The organism is Streptomyces sp. NPDC002577 (assembly GCF_053594815.1).
Window position 1 is genome coordinate 173,800 of the sequence record NZ_JBSFWK010000004.1, and the last position, 16,665, is coordinate 190,464.

Below are 16,665 nucleotides of genomic sequence, written 5' to 3' on the forward strand. Positions count from 1 at the left end.
CGCTGTCAGTCCGCGTCGTTAGAGTCGAAGACGTCTGATCCGAGGTTGATCCGACGTGTGCGACGGAAGGAGGAACGCGTGAGTGTGCAGGCTGTGGACCAGGCGGTGTCCGTGCGGCTCGCAGCGATCTTCCTGCCGTCACAGGTGCCGCGGGAGGGCCAGGTGGCCTTCTGGGACCCGGAGGGTGACGGGGCACTGCCTGCGGGTGACAGTACGGGACTCGGTGACCGGCCGGGGTCTGGTGACCGGTCGGACTCGGGCCGGCTCACGGAGCTCACCGTCGTCCGGCGCCACGGCCGCACAGGCGTCCGCAGGGCACCCGTCCCGGCGCTGCTGCTCCCGCTCGCGGACGCCCTTCCCCTGCTCGTGAGCGCCCGGCACGACCCCGCCGCCCACCCGGCCACGGCCTGCTGGGGCGCCGCCGCCCTGCACGCCCTGCGGCTCGCAGCGCGCGGCCGGCTGCTGCCCGGCCTCGCCCCCGGTGGGTACGACGCCTGGCGCGCCGGCCCGCTCGACGCGGACGACACCGCGCATCTGCGCGCCATCGCCGCCGCCCTGCCGTACGAGGGCCATGCCACCCCGCTCCCCGACCGTGTCCCCCTGCACCTGCCCGACCCGGAGGCGCTGGTCAGGGCCTTCCTCGACGCGGTCGCCGACACCCTGCCGCGTACGCCGGCCGCGCCGCACGCCACCGGTGCGCCGTTCGCCGCGCGCGAGCCGCAGCCGCTGCCCGGGGCGCGGGACTGGGCCGCCGAGGTCGCCGCCGGAATGGACGCGGGCGTACGGATATCGCTCCGCCTCGACCTGTCCGCGTACGACGTCTTCGACTCCACGGACGGCGCCCGCAGCGCCGGGGCCGCCGTCGTGCAGGTGCACAGCCTCGCCGACCCGACGCTCGTCATCGACGCGGCGGCGCTGTGGGCGGGGGAGGGAGAGGCGTCGTTCGGGCCACGCGCGCGTGTCGACGCGGCCCTCGCCCTGCGCCGCGCCGCCCGGGTCTGGCCCCCGCTCGACCGCCTGACCGACCAGGACGTACCGGACGTACTGGCACTGTCCGAGGAGGAGTTGTACGACCTGCTGGGGCCCGCCGCCACTCGGCTCGGCGCCGCCGGGGTCGCCGTGCACTGGCCGCGCGACCTTGCGCGGGACGTCTCCGCCACCGCGGTCGTGCGACCGGCACCCGGCTCCGCGACCGACGGCACCGGCTTCTTCGAGGCCGAGGACCTGCTGCAGTTCCGCTGGCAGTTGGCGCTCGGCGGGGATCCGCTCACGGACGCGGAGATGGACGCGCTCGCCGAGGCCCACCGGCCCGTCGTACGGCTGCGCGACCGGTGGGTGACGGCCGACCCGGCCATGGTGCGCAAGGCCCGCAAACGCGAGCTCGGCCTCCTCGACCCGGTGGACGCGCTCTCCGTCGCGCTCACCGGCACCGCGGAGGTCGACGGCGAGACGGTGGAGGCCGTGCCGGTCGGCGCGCTGGCCGCACTGCGCGACCGGATCACCGCCGGGGTGGCCACCGTGGCGCCGCCGCCCGCGCTGCGGGCACGGCTGCGCGACTACCAGCTCCGGGGACTCGCCTGGCTGGACATGATGACCTCGCTCGGCCTGGGCGGCTGCCTCGCCGACGACATGGGCCTCGGCAAGACCGTCACCGTCATCGCCCTGCACCTGCGCCGGGCGCGGCACGAGCCGACCCTCGTCGTCTGCCCCGCGTCGCTGCTAGGCAACTGGCAGCGGGAGATCGCCCGTTTCGCGCCGGGCGTCCCCGTCCGCCGCTACCACGGCCCGGACCGCACTCTGGACGGGCCCGACCGCGGTGGGTTCGTCCTTACCACGTACGGCACGATGCGGTCCAGCGCGCCCCTGCTCGCGCAGGAGAAATGGGGCATGATCGTCGCCGACGAGGCGCAGCACGTCAAGAATCCGTACTCGGCGACGGCGGTCGCGCTGCGCACGATCCCCGCCCCGGCCAGGGTCGCCCTCACGGGCACCCCCGTCGAGAACAACCTCTCCGAGCTGTGGGCGCTGCTCGACTGGACGACACCTGGGCTGCTCGGACCGCTCAAGTCGTTCCGCGCCCGGCACGCGCGTGCCGTCGAGGGCGGAGAGGACGATGAGGCGGCCCGGCGCCTTGCCCGGCTCGTCCAGCCCTTCCTGCTGCGCCGCAAGAAGTCGGACCCGGGAATCCTGCCCGAGCTGCCGCCCAAGACCGAGACGGACCATCCGGTGCCGCTCACCCGCGAACAGGCCTCGCTGTACGAGGCGGTGGTGCGCGAGTCCATGACCGTGATCGGCACCGCCCAGGGGATCGCGCGCCGGGGCCTCGTCCTGAAGCTGCTCACGTCGCTCAAGCAGATCTGCAACCACCCGGCGCAGTATCTGAAGGAGGGTACGGCTGCCCGCCTCCTCGGCCGCTCCGGCAAACTCGCCCTCCTGGACGAGCTGTTGGACACGATCCTCGCCGAGGACGGCTCGGCGCTCGTCTTCACGCAGTACGTCGGCATGGCCCGGCTGCTCCAGGCGCACCTCGCCGAGCGTGCCGTGCCCGCCGAGCTGCTGCACGGCGGAACACGTGTCGTCGAGCGCGAGCGGATGGTGGACCGTTTCCAGAGCGGGGCGACCCCGGTCCTCGTCCTCTCACTCAAGGCCGCCGGTACGGGCCTCAACCTCACGCGTGCGGGACACGTGATCCACTTCGACCGCTGGTGGAACCCCGCGGTCGAGGAACAGGCCACCGACCGTGCGTACCGCATCGGGCAGACGCAGCCCGTCCAGGTCCACCGTCTGATCACCGAAGGCACGGTGGAGGACCGCATCGCCGAGATGCTCGAGGCGAAGCGCGCCCTCGCCGACGCGGTCCTCGCCTCCGGCGAGACGGCCCTCACGGACCTGACCGACCGGGAGCTGTCCGACCTGGTCTCCCTACGGAGGCAGTCGTGACACGCCGTTCGCAGCAGCAGCCGGATCCCGACCGCACGGAAGCGGACGACGGCGGGACGCTCACGCCTGGCTCGACGCCGACGCCGACGTCCGGCTCCGCTGATGCGGCTCGTCCGGCGGACGTGGTCCGCAGGGCCCTGCGCGCCGCCCGCCGGGAGAAGGGGGAGGGAAGCGAAGGTACGGGCTCCGGTGGCGCCGAGGACGATGCGGAGTCTCAAGCACGGCCTGACGGCGAGCAGGATTCCGACGATGGGCGGGACGCAGCACCGCAGGAGGGACGCACCGCGGAGGATGCGCCGGTGCCGCGCCCCGGCGACGCAGCACGGCAAGCGTTGCGCGCCGCGCAGCGGCGCCCGGCCGCACCGGGAGCACCGGCCACCACCACCGCTGTGGGCAATCGTTCCGCTGGGGCGATGGGGGTACCTCCCGTGCCCTCAAGGCAATGGGGGAGGGTGGGCACAGCACCACGACGGCGGGTAAGCGTCGCTCACAGCGCACCCCATTCCGCAGCCGAGCCCGCCAGCGGCATGCCGGGCGGCAGCCGCGGCCCCGACCTGCGCCGTACCTTCGGCACCCTCCCTCCGGGCCTAGCCTCCCCCGACGCCCGCTTCGCCACCACGTGGTGGGGCAACGCCTGGACCGACGCCCTGGAGGAACTCTCGCTGGACCAGGGCCGGCTCGCCCGCGGCCGGCGCTATGCCGCGCAGGGCAACGTGGGCGCGATCACCGTCACGCCCGGGCTCGTCCTGGCGTACGTGCAGGGCAGCCGTGCCCGCCCGTACCGCACCCGGATCGGCCTGCGTGTCCTCTCCGACGACGAGTGGGACCGTTTCCTGGACGCGGCGGCCGAGCGTCCCGGACGTATCGCCGCGCTGCTGGAGAAGGACATGCCGCACTCGCTCGCCGACTGCGGAGTCGACCTCCTTCCGGGCCCCGGCGACCTCCAACCCGACTGCTCCTGCCCCGACTTCGGCCACCCCTGCAAGCACGCCGCCGCCCTCTGCTACCAGACCGCCCGCCTGCTCGACGAGGACCCCTTCGTACTGCTGCTGATGCGCGGCCGAGGCGAGCGGGAGCTGCTGGACGAGCTGGCGCGCCGCAACGCCGCGCAGGCCGCACGCCCCGCACAGACCCTGCCCCCGTTCCCCGGCGTACGGGCCGGCGACGCCCTTGCCCCGCGCACACTCCCGCCCCTCCCGGCCCCGCTGCCCACGCCCCCGCACCCCGAGCATCCGCCGGTGTACCCCGCGGCCCCGGGAGGTCCGGACCCCTTCGCCCTCGACCAGCTGGCCACCGATGCGGCGGCCCGCGCGCACGCGCTGCTCGCCACCGGCCGCGACCCAGTCGCGGGGCTGACGCTCTGGCAGGACGCCGTCCGCCTCGCCGCGGCCCGCCCCGGCTCGGGCCTCACCGGAACCGGCCGGGCGCTGTACGCGTCGCTCGCATCCGCAGCCGGCCGCACCCCCGCCGAACTCGCCCGCGCGGTCGCCGCCTGGCGCCAGGGAGGCGAAGCGGGTCTCGCCGTTCTCGAGGAGCAGTGGGACCCGCCGGCGGGCCGCTTCGACCGCGCACGGCCGGCGCTCCTCGCAGCCGACTTCCCGCCCTTCCGCCCCTGGCACAACCGCCTCACCCACCCCCAGGGCCATGTCCAGCTGCGCCTCGGCCGCGACGGCCTCTGGTACGCGTACGAGTCCGAGCCCGGCCGCGACGACTGGTGGCCGAGAGGAACCCCGGACCTGGACCCCGTCGGTGCTCTGACGGGCCTCCTGGGAGCAGGTGCGGCTCCGGAACCGGCGGAACCGGGAACCGATCCGGAACCGGGAACCGATCCGGAACCGGGAACCGATCCGGAACCCGGCTGAGCCTGCCCCGCCCGCTTGTTTCGTGAACCGCACCGCAACCCTCATCCCGGCGAAACATGACGACGCTTTCCTCTGAACCGTGAGGGGACTCGGAGGAACGTTCTGGTGGACGCGGGCGCCCTGGTGGGCCCTGTGGTGCGCCGCGCTTGCGGCCCTGGTGCTGGGCGACACGTGCGTGACGGGGCCGCCCACGGCCGCGCGGGCGACGGCCGATGGCGCCGCCCGTACGCTGCCCGCGGCCATGGCCTTCGGCCCGCTGCCCGTGGCAGTCTCGCCTCCCGTGCAGTCCAGAACCGCGCCCACCGGGCCCGTACCGTCCGGAGTCGTCGCACCGGTGAGCGCCGACACCGTCTCGAGCCGTTCCACAGCCGCAGTCGCGGCCGCCGAAGCGGCAGCCGGCGCAGCCGCCGACGCCCGGCTCGCCGACGCCCTGGCGGACGTGGCCGAAGGCGCCCCAGGCCACTTCTCCCTGGCCGTTGCCGACGCGGAGACCGGCGTCCGTGCCGTGTACGCCCCGGAGGACCACCGGTTCGCCACCGCCAGCATCGTCAAGGCCGACATCCTCGCCACGGTCCTGCTGCGGGCACAGCGCGAGGGGCGTTCCCTCACGCAGCAGGAGGAGAACGACGCCGGACCGATGATCCGCGTCAGCGACAACGCCTCCGCCAGCCGCCTCTGGTCACGGATCGGCGGTGCCGCCGGCCTCGCCGAGGCCAACGAGCGGCTGGGGCTCACCGCCACCACGCCCGGAGCGGGCGGACTGTGGGGCCTGACCCGGACCACGGCGGCGGACCAGCTGCGCCTGCTGGAGGCGATCACCCGCGAGGACTCCGCGCTGTCGAGTGCGTCCAGGACGTACCTGTACGACCTGATGACCCACATACATCCGGGCCAGGACTGGGGTGTCACGGCCGCACACAGCCCGACGACCGCCGCCGCAGACACACCGGCCGCCACCGCGGACACACGGGCAGCCACCGCGCTCAAGAACGGCTGGCTGCCCCGCAGCGCGACCGGTCTGTGGGTGGTCAACACCATCGGTGTCGTACAGCACGACGGCCATCGCCTGCTCATCGCCGTGCTCAGCGACGACCAGCCGTCCATGGCCGCCGGCATACGGCTCGTGGAAGCGGCGGCGGCCACGGCGGCCGAGGCCCTGACCGCCGCCGAGACGGCGCCGCCGACGCCGTCCTGACGCCCGCATCTGCCGCCGCGGCGGCCCCGATCCGATGGAGACTCCCGTGTCCGTTGCGTGTGCGCGGCGTGCGGGATCAGGGCCCCATGTCCACCTTCACAGCAGTGGAAGCTAGCGTGGAGCGAGTGAGTGAGACGACGACCCCTGCCCTTCAGTACCGCTTCGACGGCCCGGAAGACGCCCCGGTCCTCATCCTCGGCCCCTCGCTCGGTACCACCTGGCACATGTGGGACCGGCAGGTTCCGGAGCTGACGCGCCAGTGGCGGGTGCTCCGGTTCGACCTGCCAGGACACGGCGGCGCCCCTGCCCACCCCGCTCCTTCGGTCGGCGAGCTGACCGACCGGCTGCTCGTCACGCTGGACCAGCTGGGAGTGCAGCGGTTCGGGTACGCGGGCTGCGCACTGGGCGGTGCCATCGGCGCCGACCTCGCGCTGCGCCACCCGGAGCGGCTCGCCTCGCTCGTACTGATCGCGGCCTCGCCCCGGTTCGGCACCGCCGACGAGTTCCGGCAGCGCGGCGTGATCGTCCGCACGAACGGTCTCGACCCGATCGCCCGCACCTCGCCCGAGCGCTGGTTCACCCCCGGATTCGCCGCGAACCAGCCCGCGATCACCGAGTGGGCCGTGCAGATGGTGAGGACCACCGATCCCGGCTGCTACATCGCGGCCTGCGAGGCGCTCGCGGCCTTCGACATCCGCAGCGAACTCGGCCGCATCGGTGTGCCCACGCTCGTACTCGTCGGCTCGGAGGACCAGGTGACCGGCCCTGCCGAGGCCCGCACGCTGGTCGCCGGCATCCCCGACGCCCGGCTCGCCGTCGTCCCCGGTGCCTCGCACCTCGCGCCCGTCGAGCAGCCGGCGGCCGTCACCGACCTGCTGGTACGCCACTTCTCCAGCGCCTGGCAGACCGCCGTGGACACAGCCACGGGACAGATGGCGATCGTGGCGGCTCCGGTCAAGCCGGTGCTCGCGCCGCCGCCCGTCGTGCCCGTGGCGGAGATCGCGCCGATACCGCAGCAGCCCGTCACCGGAGGCCGTCCCGACCCGTACGAGGCCGGTCTGAAGGTCCGCAGGGAGGTGCTCGGCGACGCGCACGTCGACCAGGCCCTCGCGGCGGCCGACGACTTCTCCGGGGACTTCCAGGATCTCATCACCCGGTACGCCTGGGGCGAGATCTGGAACCGGCCGGGGCTCGACCGGCGCTCCCGCAGCTGCGTCACCCTCACGGCCCTGGTCGCGGGCGGGCATCTCGAGGAACTCGCCTTCCACACCCGGGCGGCGCTGCGCAACGGGCTCACCCCGGCCGAGATCAAGGAAGTGCTGCTGCATGCGGCCGTGTACTGCGGTGTCCCCACGGCCAACAGCGCGTTCAAGGTGGCGCAGGCGGTCATAAGAGAGGAGACGACTCCGCAGGAGTGACCGCGCACGCGGGTGCTTTGTGACTCCGTACGCGGCCAGGCAGGGCCGCGTTGCAGGATGGGACCCATGAAGCTCACGAAGAAGTCTCATGCCTGCATCCGGCTGGAGAAGGACGGACAGACCCTCGTCATCGACCCCGGCGGCTTCAGCGAGGAGGACGCCGCGGTCGGCGCCGACGCGATCCTTGTCACGCACGAACACGCGGACCACTTCAACGAACAGCGGCTGCGGGCCGGCCTCGAGTCCAACCCGGCCGCGGAGATCTGGACGCTGAAGTCCGTCGCGGACAAGATCGGCCCCGCCTTCCCCGGACGCGTGCACACCGTCGGGCACGGCGACACCTTCAGGGCCGCCGGTTTCGACGTCCAGGTGCACGGCGAACTGCACGCCGTGATCCACCCGGACATTCCACGCATCACCAACGTCGGCTACCTCGTCGACGGATCGCTCTTCCACCCGGGCGACGCCCTCACGGTCCCCGGCCGGCCCGTCGAGACGCTGATGCTCCCGGTGATGGCCCCCTGGAACAAGATCTCCGAGGTCATCGACTACGTCCGCGAGGTCAAGCCGCAGCGGGCGTACGACATCCATGACGCGCTGCTCACGGATCTGGCCAGGCCCGTCTACGACAACCAGATCGGCGCGCTGGGCGGGGCGGAGCACTTCCGCCTCGTGCCCGGGACCTCGGCGGAGCTCTGAGGGGGCTGCCGGGCGGGCCGGGCCCGGCCGCTCCTCGGCCGGGCCGGTTGTCGTACCCGCCGGGTAGGTTGTAGGGCATGCGCATCGCCACCTGGAACGTGAACTCGATCACCGCCCGCCTCCCGAGGCTGCTCGCCTGGCTGGAGAGCAGCGGTACGGACGTGCTGTGCCTGCAGGAGGCCAAGACGACCGCCGAGGGCTTCCCGGTCGAGCAGCTCCGCGAGCTGGGCTACGAATCGGCGGTGCACGCCACCGGCCGGTGGAACGGCGTGGCGGTGATCTCCAGGGTCGGCATCGAGGACGTGGTCAGGGGCCTGCCGGGCGACCCCGGGTACGACGGCGCGGAGGAGCCCCGTGCCATCTCCGCGACATGCGGCCAGGCCCGCGTCTGGTCGGTGTACGTGCCGAACGGCCGCGAGGTGGACCACCCGCACTATGCGTACAAGCTGCAGTGGCTCGAGGCCCTCAAGGCGGCGGTCGCCGGGGACGCGGGGGGCAGCCGCCCGTTCGCCGTGCTGGGCGACTACAACATCGCGCCGACCGACGACGACGTGTGGGACCCCGGGTTCTTCGAGGGCCTCACGCACGTCACTCCCGCCGAGCGGGCGGCCCTCGTGTCGCTGCGGGAGGCGGGGCTTTCGGACGTGGTGCCGCGTCCTCTCAAGTACGAGCAGCCGTTCACGTACTGGGACTACCGGCAGTTGTGCTTCCCGAAGAACCGGGGCATGCGGATCGACCTCGTCTACGGGAACGAGGCGTTCGCCAAGGCGGTGTCGGATGCGTACGTGGACCGGGAGGAGCGGAAGGGGAAGGGGGCGTCGGATCACGCGCCGGTCGTGGTCGACCTGGACGTGTAATCGCCCTTCGGGCTCGTCCTCAATCGCTGGGCGGGCTCATTGTGAGCCCGCCCAGCGCGACGCCCCGCCCCTACGGCCCCAGCACCCGCGGATCCACCGACACCGCCATCGCCGCCAACCCCGCATCCCCCGGATGCAGATGATCCCCGCTGTCATAGGCGGGCAGCATCCGCGCCGGCTCCGCCGGATCCCGCACCACGGCATCGAAGTCCAGCACCCCGTCGAAGTCCCCACCGCTTTCCCGGATGTACGCGTTGACGGCAACCCGCTCCGCATCGGCGGAGGCGGTGCACAGCGACTCCCCCCGGCAGGGCGTGATCGTCGCGGCCAGCACCCGCAGCCCCCGCGCCCGGACCCGCCCGGCGATCTTCCGCAGCCCGGCGATCACCTGCTCCGCCGAAGCCCCCCACCGGACGTCGTTGATCCCCTGGAAGACCACCACCGTCCGCACCGATATCTGGGCGAGGACGTCGCGGTCGAGCCGGTGCAGGGCGCTGACGCCGCCGGTGTCGGTGGAGACGCCGTCGCCGGGGTAACGGTCGGTGACCACACGGTTCGCCGAGATGCCCTGGTTGAGGACCCCGTACCGAGGGACGGCGCTCTGGTTCAGCAGCCGGGTGGCCAGCGCATCGGGCCACCGCCGGTTCGCGTCCTGCGTCGAGCGCACCCCGTCGGTGATCGAGTCGCCGAGGAGCACCACGGAACCCGGCCCACCGCCCACGTCGACCCCGGTCAGCAGCGGCCAGGTGGTGATCGTCGAGGTGTACGCGGCGGATGAGCCGTCCGCAGCGTGGTCGCCCGGCTCGCTCACGTACGACCGCTGGATGGCCTGGCTGTGCAGGGGCGCCGCCGTCACCGTGCCGGGCAGATGGAAGCTCACCAGCAGGTTGGTGCCGGCGGGCACGTCGAAGTCCAGCGGGTCGCTGAACGCCTGTGCGCCTGCCGGGATCTCCGTCCCGGCGGCGCCCCGGAACGACAGCGCCATGGGCTCGCCGCGGGCCCCCGCGCCCGCGTCCTGCACGGCCACGGTCGCACTGCCGATGCGTACGGGCGTGGCCGCGAAGGTGTTCTCGAGCCGGATCCGCACCCGGGGTCCGCCCGTGCTGGTGTGCACGACGAGCCGTACCGTCCGGTCCGTCCAGGGCCCCACGGCCGCGTAACCGGCGGGGGACGCCGACCAACTGCCCGTCCATCCCTCGGTCGTCGTTCGCACGGAGAGCGCGAAGACGTGCAGGTCAGGCCCGTTGTCCCGGGGCAGCTCGACGGAGGCGACGGCGCGTCCGCGCACGACCGGCACCGTCACCACGTACAGCCTTGCCTTGTCGGCGAGTTGGCCACCGGGTGTGTTGACGTGCGGCAGGGCAACGGATTTCGTGGCCAGGGGACCGGTGCGCCAGTCCGGGGCGGTCAGCCGGTAGGTGCTGTGCGAGCCGTCCTGGTACCGGACCGTTCCGGTGCCCTGTGTCTCGCCGCCCGTGCCGGCGACCAGGAAGGCGAGGGCGTCGCCGCGCCCGCGCAGCCGTACGGACTGGCCGTCGGCGCGGACGTTGTCCGGCTCGCCGGGGGCCGTGTGCGGCCAGGTCAGGCGGGCACGGTCCACGGTCGAAGAGCGCCCGGGGGTCCATCCGGCGGCCGTGAGGTCCTGGGCCGACAGCGAGCCGCCGGAGCCGTCGAAGTCCGCGTCGCCGGGGCGTGCGTCGTCGCTGACCGCCCTGTTGTCGAAGAGCCGCTCAAGAGGGAGCGGCTCGGCTCTGTTACCGGGTGTTGCCTCGGCGGACGCCACGGGCACCACCGTGGCGAGAAGGGCGAGTAACGCGGCCGGACCCCCTATGCGTCGGCGCACGACCGACTCCTCCCGCTCGGGGACAAGGTGACTGGTGCGCCATGAAGCTAAAGAGGGGACAGGGACGCGTCAATGAATCGGACCAGAACACCGTCCGAACTTGCGCCGGACTCCTCCCGAACGGGTAGCTCCGCGCGCCTGTGGTGCCCGGACGGGGGTCGGTGCCAGTCTGGGTGGTATGAACATCCCTTTCCTGGACATCTGGCGCAAGCGGCAGTCGGCGGAGACGGCACGGAGCAATGTGCTCGCGGCCGCGTTCGCGGCCGACCCCGAGGGTGTCGGCGCGCTCCTGTCCGAGTGCGAGCTGCTGCGTTCCCAGGCGGGGGAGACGGGTCTGGAACTCGACGACTCCGCCGCCTCGTTGGAGGCGCTCGACCAGCTGCTGCCGCGCTGGCGCGACGACCCCGAGATGCTGCCGTGGCTCGGCAACGACGCGGGCCTCTACCTCGGCACGGTCATCGTGCGCACCGTGCCGGGCGCGGCCTGGCACGTCTGGCCCGGTGGCCACCCCGTGGTGCGGCTCGCCTCGGGCCGCGAGATCCACGTCGTCGAGTCCGGGCTCGACTGGGCGGTGAACGGCGCGCCCCAGCTCTCCCAGGTGTACGCGGAGGCCTCCGAGGGCTGACGGAAGATCCGGCCAAGGAGAGGGCGCGAGCGGCCCGAGTGTGTCCCTCACCAAGGCTCATCGCCCGACAAATACCTTTTATTCCAGTAAGCGCGTGTCATGCGTTAAATCCCATATTGCGGTGGATAGTTTGCGCGAACCGAGACCGCTGAGAGTGGGTAGAGCTGGGCATGGCCGTTGATCCATTGGCCGTCGATCCTCTGATCGAACTGCGTGATGTGAACAAGTACTACGGGACGTTGCATGTCCTGCAGGACATCAACCTCACAGTCGGCAAGGGGGAGGTGGTGGTGGTCATCGGTCCCTCCGGGTCGGGCAAGTCGACGTTGTGCCGCACGATCAACCGGCTCGAGACGATCGAGTCGGGCAGCATCCACCTCGACGGGCAGCCGCTCCCCGAGGAGGGCAAGGCCCTCGCGAAGCTCCGCGCCGAGGTGGGCATGGTCTTCCAGTCCTTCAACCTCTTCGCGCACAAGACCGTCCTGCAGAACATCTCTCTCGCTCAGACGAAGGTCCGCAAACGGAAGAGGGACGAGGCCGACCAGCGCTCCCGTGAACTCCTCGACCGCGTCGGCCTCGCCGCGCACGCCGAGAAGTACCCCGCCCAGCTCTCCGGCGGCCAGCAGCAGCGCGTGGCCATCGCGCGCGCCCTCGCCATGAACCCCAAGGCGCTCCTCTTCGACGAGCCGACCTCGGCCCTCGACCCCGAGATGATCAACGAGGTCCTGGAGGTCATGCAGCAGCTCGCCCGGGACGGCATGACCATGGTCGTCGTCACCCACGAGATGGGCTTCGCGCGCAACGCCGCCAACCGCGTCGTGTTCATGGCCGACGGCCGCATCATCGAGGACCGCGCCCCCCACGACTTCTTCACCAACCCGGAGAGCACCCGCGCCAAGGACTTCCTCTCCAAGATCCTCAAGCACTGAGGCGGGGGACGACAGCCATGATGCGTACGACACGTCTGTGCCGCGCCCTCGCCCTGCTGGTGATCGCGGCCTTCACCGCCCTCGCCGCCGTCGGCTGCGGCAAGGAGGGCAGCCCGCCGGTGAAGGGCCCCGCGCAGGACAAACTGCCCACGTTCGAGGTGAACAAGGACTTCCAGCTGCCCGAATCGCCGACCTGGGTGCAGGCGAAGAAGCGCGGCTACTTCATCGTCGGCGCCAAGGAGGACCAGCCGTACCTCGGCGAGAAGGACCCGGCGACGGGCGAGTACACCGGCTTCGACATCGAGATCGCCAAGATGGTCTCGGCCTACCTCGGCCTCGACCCGAACAAGATCCAGTTCAAGACGATCGCCTCCGCGAACCGCGAAACGGCCCTGCAGAACGGCCAGATCGACTACTACGTCGGCACCTACACGATCAACGACAACCGCAAGAAGCTCGTGGGCTTCGCCGGCCCGTACTACATGGCGGGCCAGAGCCTGCTGGTGCGCGCCGACGAGAAGGACATCAAGGGACCGGAGGACCTCGACGGCAAGCGCGTCTGCTCCGCCAGCGGATCGACCCCATACCAGCGGATCCAGGAGCAGTACCCGAAGGCGATCCTCGTCGCGTACGACACGTACTCGGTCTGCGTCGACAACCTGCTCACCTACCAGGTCGACGCCGTCACCACCGACGACGCGATCCTCATCGGCTTCGCGGCCAAGCTGCCGGACGAGCTGAAGGTCGTCGGGAAGCCGTTCTCGGAGGAGCCCTACGGCATCGGCGTGCCGCGCCACGACAACGCGCTGCGCAACGCGATCAACGACGCGCTGCAGCACGGTGAGAAGAACGGCTACTGGAAGCAGGCGTACGAGGCGACGCTCGGCCTGTCCGGCGTCCCGGCGCCCACGCCGCCGCCCATCGACCGCTACCCGGCGAGCTGAGGGAGGCCCGCGTGAACGTACTGATCGACAACTTCTCCGTCTACGTCGAGGGCTTCCTCGGCACCATCGAACTGACTGTCTACGCCTCGATCCTGGCGCTCGTCCTCGGCTTCGTCATGGCGTCGTTCCGAGTGGCGCCGGTCGGATCGCTGCGGGTCATCGGCACGGTGTGGGTGGCGGTGCTGCGCAACACCCCGCTCACGCTGCTGTTCTTCGCCGTGCTGCTCGGCCTGCCGCGGTTCGGAATCGTTCTGCCGTTCCAGCTCTTCGCGGTCCTCGCCCTCGGCTGCTACACCTCCGCCTTCATCTGCGAGGCGCTGCGCGCAGGCATCAACACCGTGCCCCGAGGGCAGGGGGAGGCGGCCCGCAGTCTGGGCATGACGTTCAGCCAGACCCTGTCGACCGTCGTGCTGCCGCAGGCGTTCCGCACAGTCATCCCGCCCGTCGGCTCCACACTCATCGCGCTCGCCAAGAACTCCGCGATCGCGGGCGCGTTCAGCGTCACCGAACTCCTCGGCACCTACAAGATCCTCAGCGAACGCGGCTACAACATCGTCTGGACCTTCGTCTGGATCGCCGTCGGCTACCTGATCATCACCCTCACCATCAGCGCGATCTTCAACGTGCTGGAGCAGCGCTATGGAGTCGCCCGATGAGCCCCATGGCCCGTACCGCCGCGGCCGCCGCATCCGCCTCCGCCCTCTACGACATCCCCGGCCCCAAGACCCGCAAGCGGCACCTCGTCTACGGCGTTCTCGCGACGCTCGTCATCATCGGGCTCATCGCGTGGCTGCTGTACCTGCTCTTCGACACCGGCCAGTTCACCTACACCAAGTGGATGCCCTTCGAGTACGAGGGTATCCAGGAACTCCTCCTGCGGGGGCTAGGCAACACACTCAAGGCGTTCGCGATCGCCGCAGTGCTCTCGCTCGCGCTCGGCGGCGTCCTGGCGGTCGGCAGGCTGTCGGACCACGCGCCGGTGCGCTGGGTGGCCACGCTGATCGTCGAGTTCTTCCGCGCCATGCCGGTCCTGGTGATGATCTTCTTCATCTTCGTGGCGCTGAAGGTCCAGCCGCTGCCCGCCCTCGTCGCCGGACTGACGCTCTACAACGGCTCGGTCCTCGCCGAGGTCTTCCGCTCCGGCGTCAACTCCGTGGACCGCGGGCAGCGCGAGGCGGCGTATGCGCTCGGCATGCGCAAGACCCAGGTCATGTCGTACGTCCTGGTCCCCCAGGCCGTGCGCGCCATGCTGCCCGCGATCATCAGCCAGCTGGTGGTGGCTCTCAAGGACACCTCGCTGGGCTTCCTCATCACGTACGAGGAGTTCCTGCACGCCGGGAAGCTGATCGCGGGGAACCTCGACTACGACCTGCCGTTCATCCCCGTGGTGATGGTGATCTCGCCGATCTACATCGGGATGTGCATGCTGCTGTCCTGGTTCGCCACCTGGGTGGCGAAGCTCGAGCGGCGCAGCCCCAAGACCGAGGCCGTGGAGGTCGCTCCGGCGGAACCGGGGACGCTGCTACCGGGGGCCGGGCCCCCTACGGCGCCCAAGCCGTAGGGGGGAAGGAGCGATGGGGGGAGAACAGACCACCCGCAGGAACGCCCCTGCCCGGCGTCAGCCGAAGATCACTGCTCGCGCAGCGGTACCGACACGTACGACGGGTCGGCCGCGGACGAGGAGAAGGTCAGCTGTGCGCCGGTCGGGTTGTGCTCGATGTAGAGCGGGTCGACCGTGTCGACGACCAGGGCGAGCCGGTGCCCTGCCGGGACGTCGTAGGCCGTGGAGAACAGCTCCAGGTCGACGGCGAACGGCTTGCCGGGCGTCTGCCCGTGGAAGGTGTACGGGGCGTTGCTGACGAGCTTGCCCAGGCCGAGCGGGCCGACGTCGTACAGATACGCGACGAGGGTGCCGCTCTCGTCGGTGCTGGTCACCGTCGTGTGCAGCTTCGTCGTCCCGCGGACCTGCTGCGCCGTGGCGTACTTCTCGGACTGCCACACCGCGGCGTAGCGGCGCGGCAGCAGCGGGACGGAGGCGACCGGCGGGACCTGCACGAACTGGTCGAGGGCGCCTGAGAGCATCAGGATGCCGCCGTCGGCACCGGAGTCGACATTGGCGTGGATCGTGGTGGTGCCCGCCAGCGCGATCTTCTTGCGGGTCGGGCCGACCGACTTCCAGTCCGGATAGCCCTCGTAGCCGCCGTCGGTACGGGACTTGATCTGTACGGGCTGCTCGCTGTCGATGCCGTTGTCGGCGCCCTTGAGATAGTGGTCCAGCCAGCGGGTCGTGTCGGTCCACACGTCGTTGGGCAGGCCGAGCAGCCCTGTCGCCTCGGCCGTGGCGTGGTCACCGGGCCGCAGTTCGAGTCGCTTCGGGCCGGTCAGTTTCTCGTAGAACGAGGCGTACTGGTTGGGCGGGAAGATGGTGTCGCCCCAGGCGTTGGCCAGCATGATCGCGGCGCCGTTCGCGTTGATCTGGTCGACGTAGGAGGCCGGGGAGCGCTTCTTGCCCCACGCGATCAGCTCCTGCTCCTTGGCCAGGTTCGAGCCGAGGAAGTCCTTCAGGACCTGCTGGAGTTCGGGGCTCGGGCGGCCCGTGAGATACGCCGTGCCGCCCAGCATGGCGGCGGCCTGGAGGTGCTGGGTGCGTCCGCTGTAGATCGAGTCGATCAGATCGCCCCAGCCGCTGAGCGCCGCGACCGCCTTGATGCGCTTGTCGTGTGCGGCGGCGAGCAGGCTGATACCCGCCCCGTACGAGACGCCTGCCATGCCGACCTTCGCCGGGTCCGCGGGGGTGTTCGCCAGCGCCCAGTCGATCACCTTCGAGGCGTCGGCGATGTCCTGCGGGCCGCCGACCTCGATGTAGCCGCCGGACTGCCAGAAGCCGCGGGAGTTGTAGGTGACCACGACGTAGCCCGAGTCGGCGAGCTTCTGCGCCTGCGCGAGGTATTCGACCTGCGGTGTGGCCCAGCTGGTGGGGAGCACGACGACCGGGAATCTGCGGGTGGCGTCGGCGGCTGCGGCCGGCGTGACGACGTTGGCCTGGAGGACGGTGCCGCCGTCGCCGGTGATGTCGACGAACCGGATGCCAGGGGCGTACGCGGTGCCGGTCGCCGTCGCCTGCACGGCCGGAGCCGCCTGCGCGGCGGCGGGGGCGAGGCCGAGCGCGGCGCCGGCGACCAAGGTCGCGGAAACGACTCCCACGCCCGTCGTACGCAGAACCTTGTGCGGGTGTCCCATGGCCACCTTCCTGACTCGTGCCAGTGAAAAGTGACCTGACGGTAACCGTGATGGCTTACCGGGGGTAACCCATCGGTAAATTACGTGGGAGTAACGATTGTTGTGCGAGGGCC

At 71.4% G+C, this 16,665-nt stretch carries 12 protein-coding genes and 1 pseudogene; 11 read left to right on the top strand and 2 right to left on the bottom strand.

Annotation, left to right across the window (positions count from 1 at the left end; all coding sequences use genetic code 11):
• Positions 1 to 45 precede the first annotated feature (45 nt).
• From ACWD4J_RS08360 to ACWD4J_RS08385, 6 genes and pseudogenes are all read left to right on the top strand, one after another.
• A complete protein-coding gene (locus ACWD4J_RS08360) occupies positions 46 to 2,940 on the top strand; it encodes a DEAD/DEAH box helicase (RefSeq protein ID WP_451394522.1) in 2,895 nt (964 codons plus the stop codon).
• A pseudogene (locus ACWD4J_RS08365) lies at positions 2,937 to 4,706 on the top strand (SWIM zinc finger family protein); the annotation flags it as partial. The gene ACWD4J_RS08360 and the pseudogene ACWD4J_RS08365, both read left to right, overlap by 4 nt.
• A gap of 175 nt (positions 4,707 to 4,881) precedes the next feature.
• Positions 4,882 to 5,997, top strand: a complete 1,116-nt coding sequence (locus ACWD4J_RS08370) for a serine hydrolase (protein ID WP_451394523.1) — start codon at positions 4,882 to 4,884, stop codon at positions 5,995 to 5,997.
• Between the two features lie 125 nt (positions 5,998 to 6,122).
• Complete coding sequence (pcaDC, locus tag ACWD4J_RS08375; RefSeq protein WP_451394524.1) at positions 6,123 to 7,415, top strand: bifunctional 3-oxoadipate enol-lactonase/4-carboxymuconolactone decarboxylase PcaDC; 1,293 nt, start codon at positions 6,123 to 6,125, stop codon at positions 7,413 to 7,415.
• A 66-nt stretch (positions 7,416 to 7,481) separates the two neighbouring features.
• Positions 7,482 to 8,114: an MBL fold metallo-hydrolase gene (locus tag ACWD4J_RS08380; protein WP_451394525.1), complete on the top strand. Its 633-nt coding sequence runs from the start codon at positions 7,482 to 7,484 to the stop codon at positions 8,112 to 8,114.
• 77 nt (positions 8,115 to 8,191) lie between these two features.
• On the top strand, positions 8,192 to 8,971 hold the full coding sequence (locus ACWD4J_RS08385) for an exodeoxyribonuclease III (protein WP_451394526.1): 780 nt from the start codon (positions 8,192 to 8,194) through the stop codon (positions 8,969 to 8,971).
• A gap of 70 nt (positions 8,972 to 9,041) precedes the next feature.
• On the opposite strand, the gene ACWD4J_RS08390 is transcribed toward ACWD4J_RS08385, so the two are convergent.
• Positions 9,042 to 10,814 (bottom strand): SGNH/GDSL hydrolase family protein, encoded by a 1,773-nt coding sequence (locus tag ACWD4J_RS08390; protein ID WP_451394527.1) that lies wholly within the window; start codon positions 10,812 to 10,814, stop codon positions 9,042 to 9,044.
• A 178-nt stretch (positions 10,815 to 10,992) separates the two neighbouring features.
• Here ACWD4J_RS08390 and ACWD4J_RS08395 point away from each other — a divergent pair, with 178 nt between their 5' ends.
• The 5 genes from ACWD4J_RS08395 (at position 10,993) to ACWD4J_RS08415 (ending at position 14,873) form a co-directional block, all read left to right on the top strand.
• A complete protein-coding gene (locus ACWD4J_RS08395) occupies positions 10,993 to 11,439 on the top strand; it encodes a DUF6278 family protein (RefSeq protein WP_451394528.1) in 447 nt (148 codons plus the stop codon).
• Positions 11,440 to 11,624: 185 nt separating this feature from the next.
• Entirely contained in the window at positions 11,625 to 12,368 is a 744-nt protein-coding gene (locus tag ACWD4J_RS08400; protein ID WP_451394712.1) for an amino acid ABC transporter ATP-binding protein, read from the top strand.
• 17 nt (positions 12,369 to 12,385) lie between these two features.
• Positions 12,386 to 13,312: a glutamate ABC transporter substrate-binding protein gene (locus tag ACWD4J_RS08405; protein WP_451394529.1), complete on the top strand. Its 927-nt coding sequence runs from the start codon at positions 12,386 to 12,388 to the stop codon at positions 13,310 to 13,312.
• Positions 13,313 to 13,323: 11 nt separating this feature from the next.
• Positions 13,324 to 13,968, top strand: coding sequence for an amino acid ABC transporter permease (locus ACWD4J_RS08410; RefSeq protein ID WP_451394530.1), 645 nt, complete (start codon positions 13,324 to 13,326; stop codon positions 13,966 to 13,968).
• A 5-nt stretch (positions 13,969 to 13,973) separates the two neighbouring features.
• Positions 13,974 to 14,873, top strand: a complete 900-nt coding sequence (locus ACWD4J_RS08415) for an amino acid ABC transporter permease (protein WP_451394713.1) — start codon at positions 13,974 to 13,976, stop codon at positions 14,871 to 14,873.
• A gap of 68 nt (positions 14,874 to 14,941) precedes the next feature.
• On the opposite strand, the gene ACWD4J_RS08420 is transcribed toward ACWD4J_RS08415, so the two are convergent.
• The gene (locus ACWD4J_RS08420; protein ID WP_451394531.1) at positions 14,942 to 16,552 is read right to left on the bottom strand and encodes an alpha/beta fold hydrolase; all 1,611 of its coding nucleotides are present in this window, start codon (positions 16,550 to 16,552) and stop codon (positions 14,942 to 14,944) included.
• Positions 16,553 to 16,665: the final 113 nt, after the last annotated feature.

Bases quoted from the DNA above. Each gene is read 5' to 3' on its own strand.
- ACWD4J_RS08380 (WP_451394525.1), top strand. From the start codon at position 7,482: ATGAAGCTCACGAAGAAGTCTCATGCCTGCATCCGGCTGGAGAAGGAC.
- ACWD4J_RS08395 (WP_451394528.1), top strand. From the start codon at position 10,993: ATGAACATCCCTTTCCTGGACATCTGGCGCAAGCGGCAGTCGGCGGAG.
- ACWD4J_RS08420 (WP_451394531.1), bottom strand. From the start codon at position 16,552: ATGGGACACCCGCACAAGGTTCTGCGTACGACGGGCGTGGGAGTCGTT.
- ACWD4J_RS08405 (WP_451394529.1), top strand. From the start codon at position 12,386: ATGATGCGTACGACACGTCTGTGCCGCGCCCTCGCCCTGCTGGTGATC.
- ACWD4J_RS08415 (WP_451394713.1), top strand. From the start codon at position 13,974: ATGGCCCGTACCGCCGCGGCCGCCGCATCCGCCTCCGCCCTCTACGAC.
- ACWD4J_RS08385 (WP_451394526.1), top strand. From the start codon at position 8,192: ATGCGCATCGCCACCTGGAACGTGAACTCGATCACCGCCCGCCTCCCG.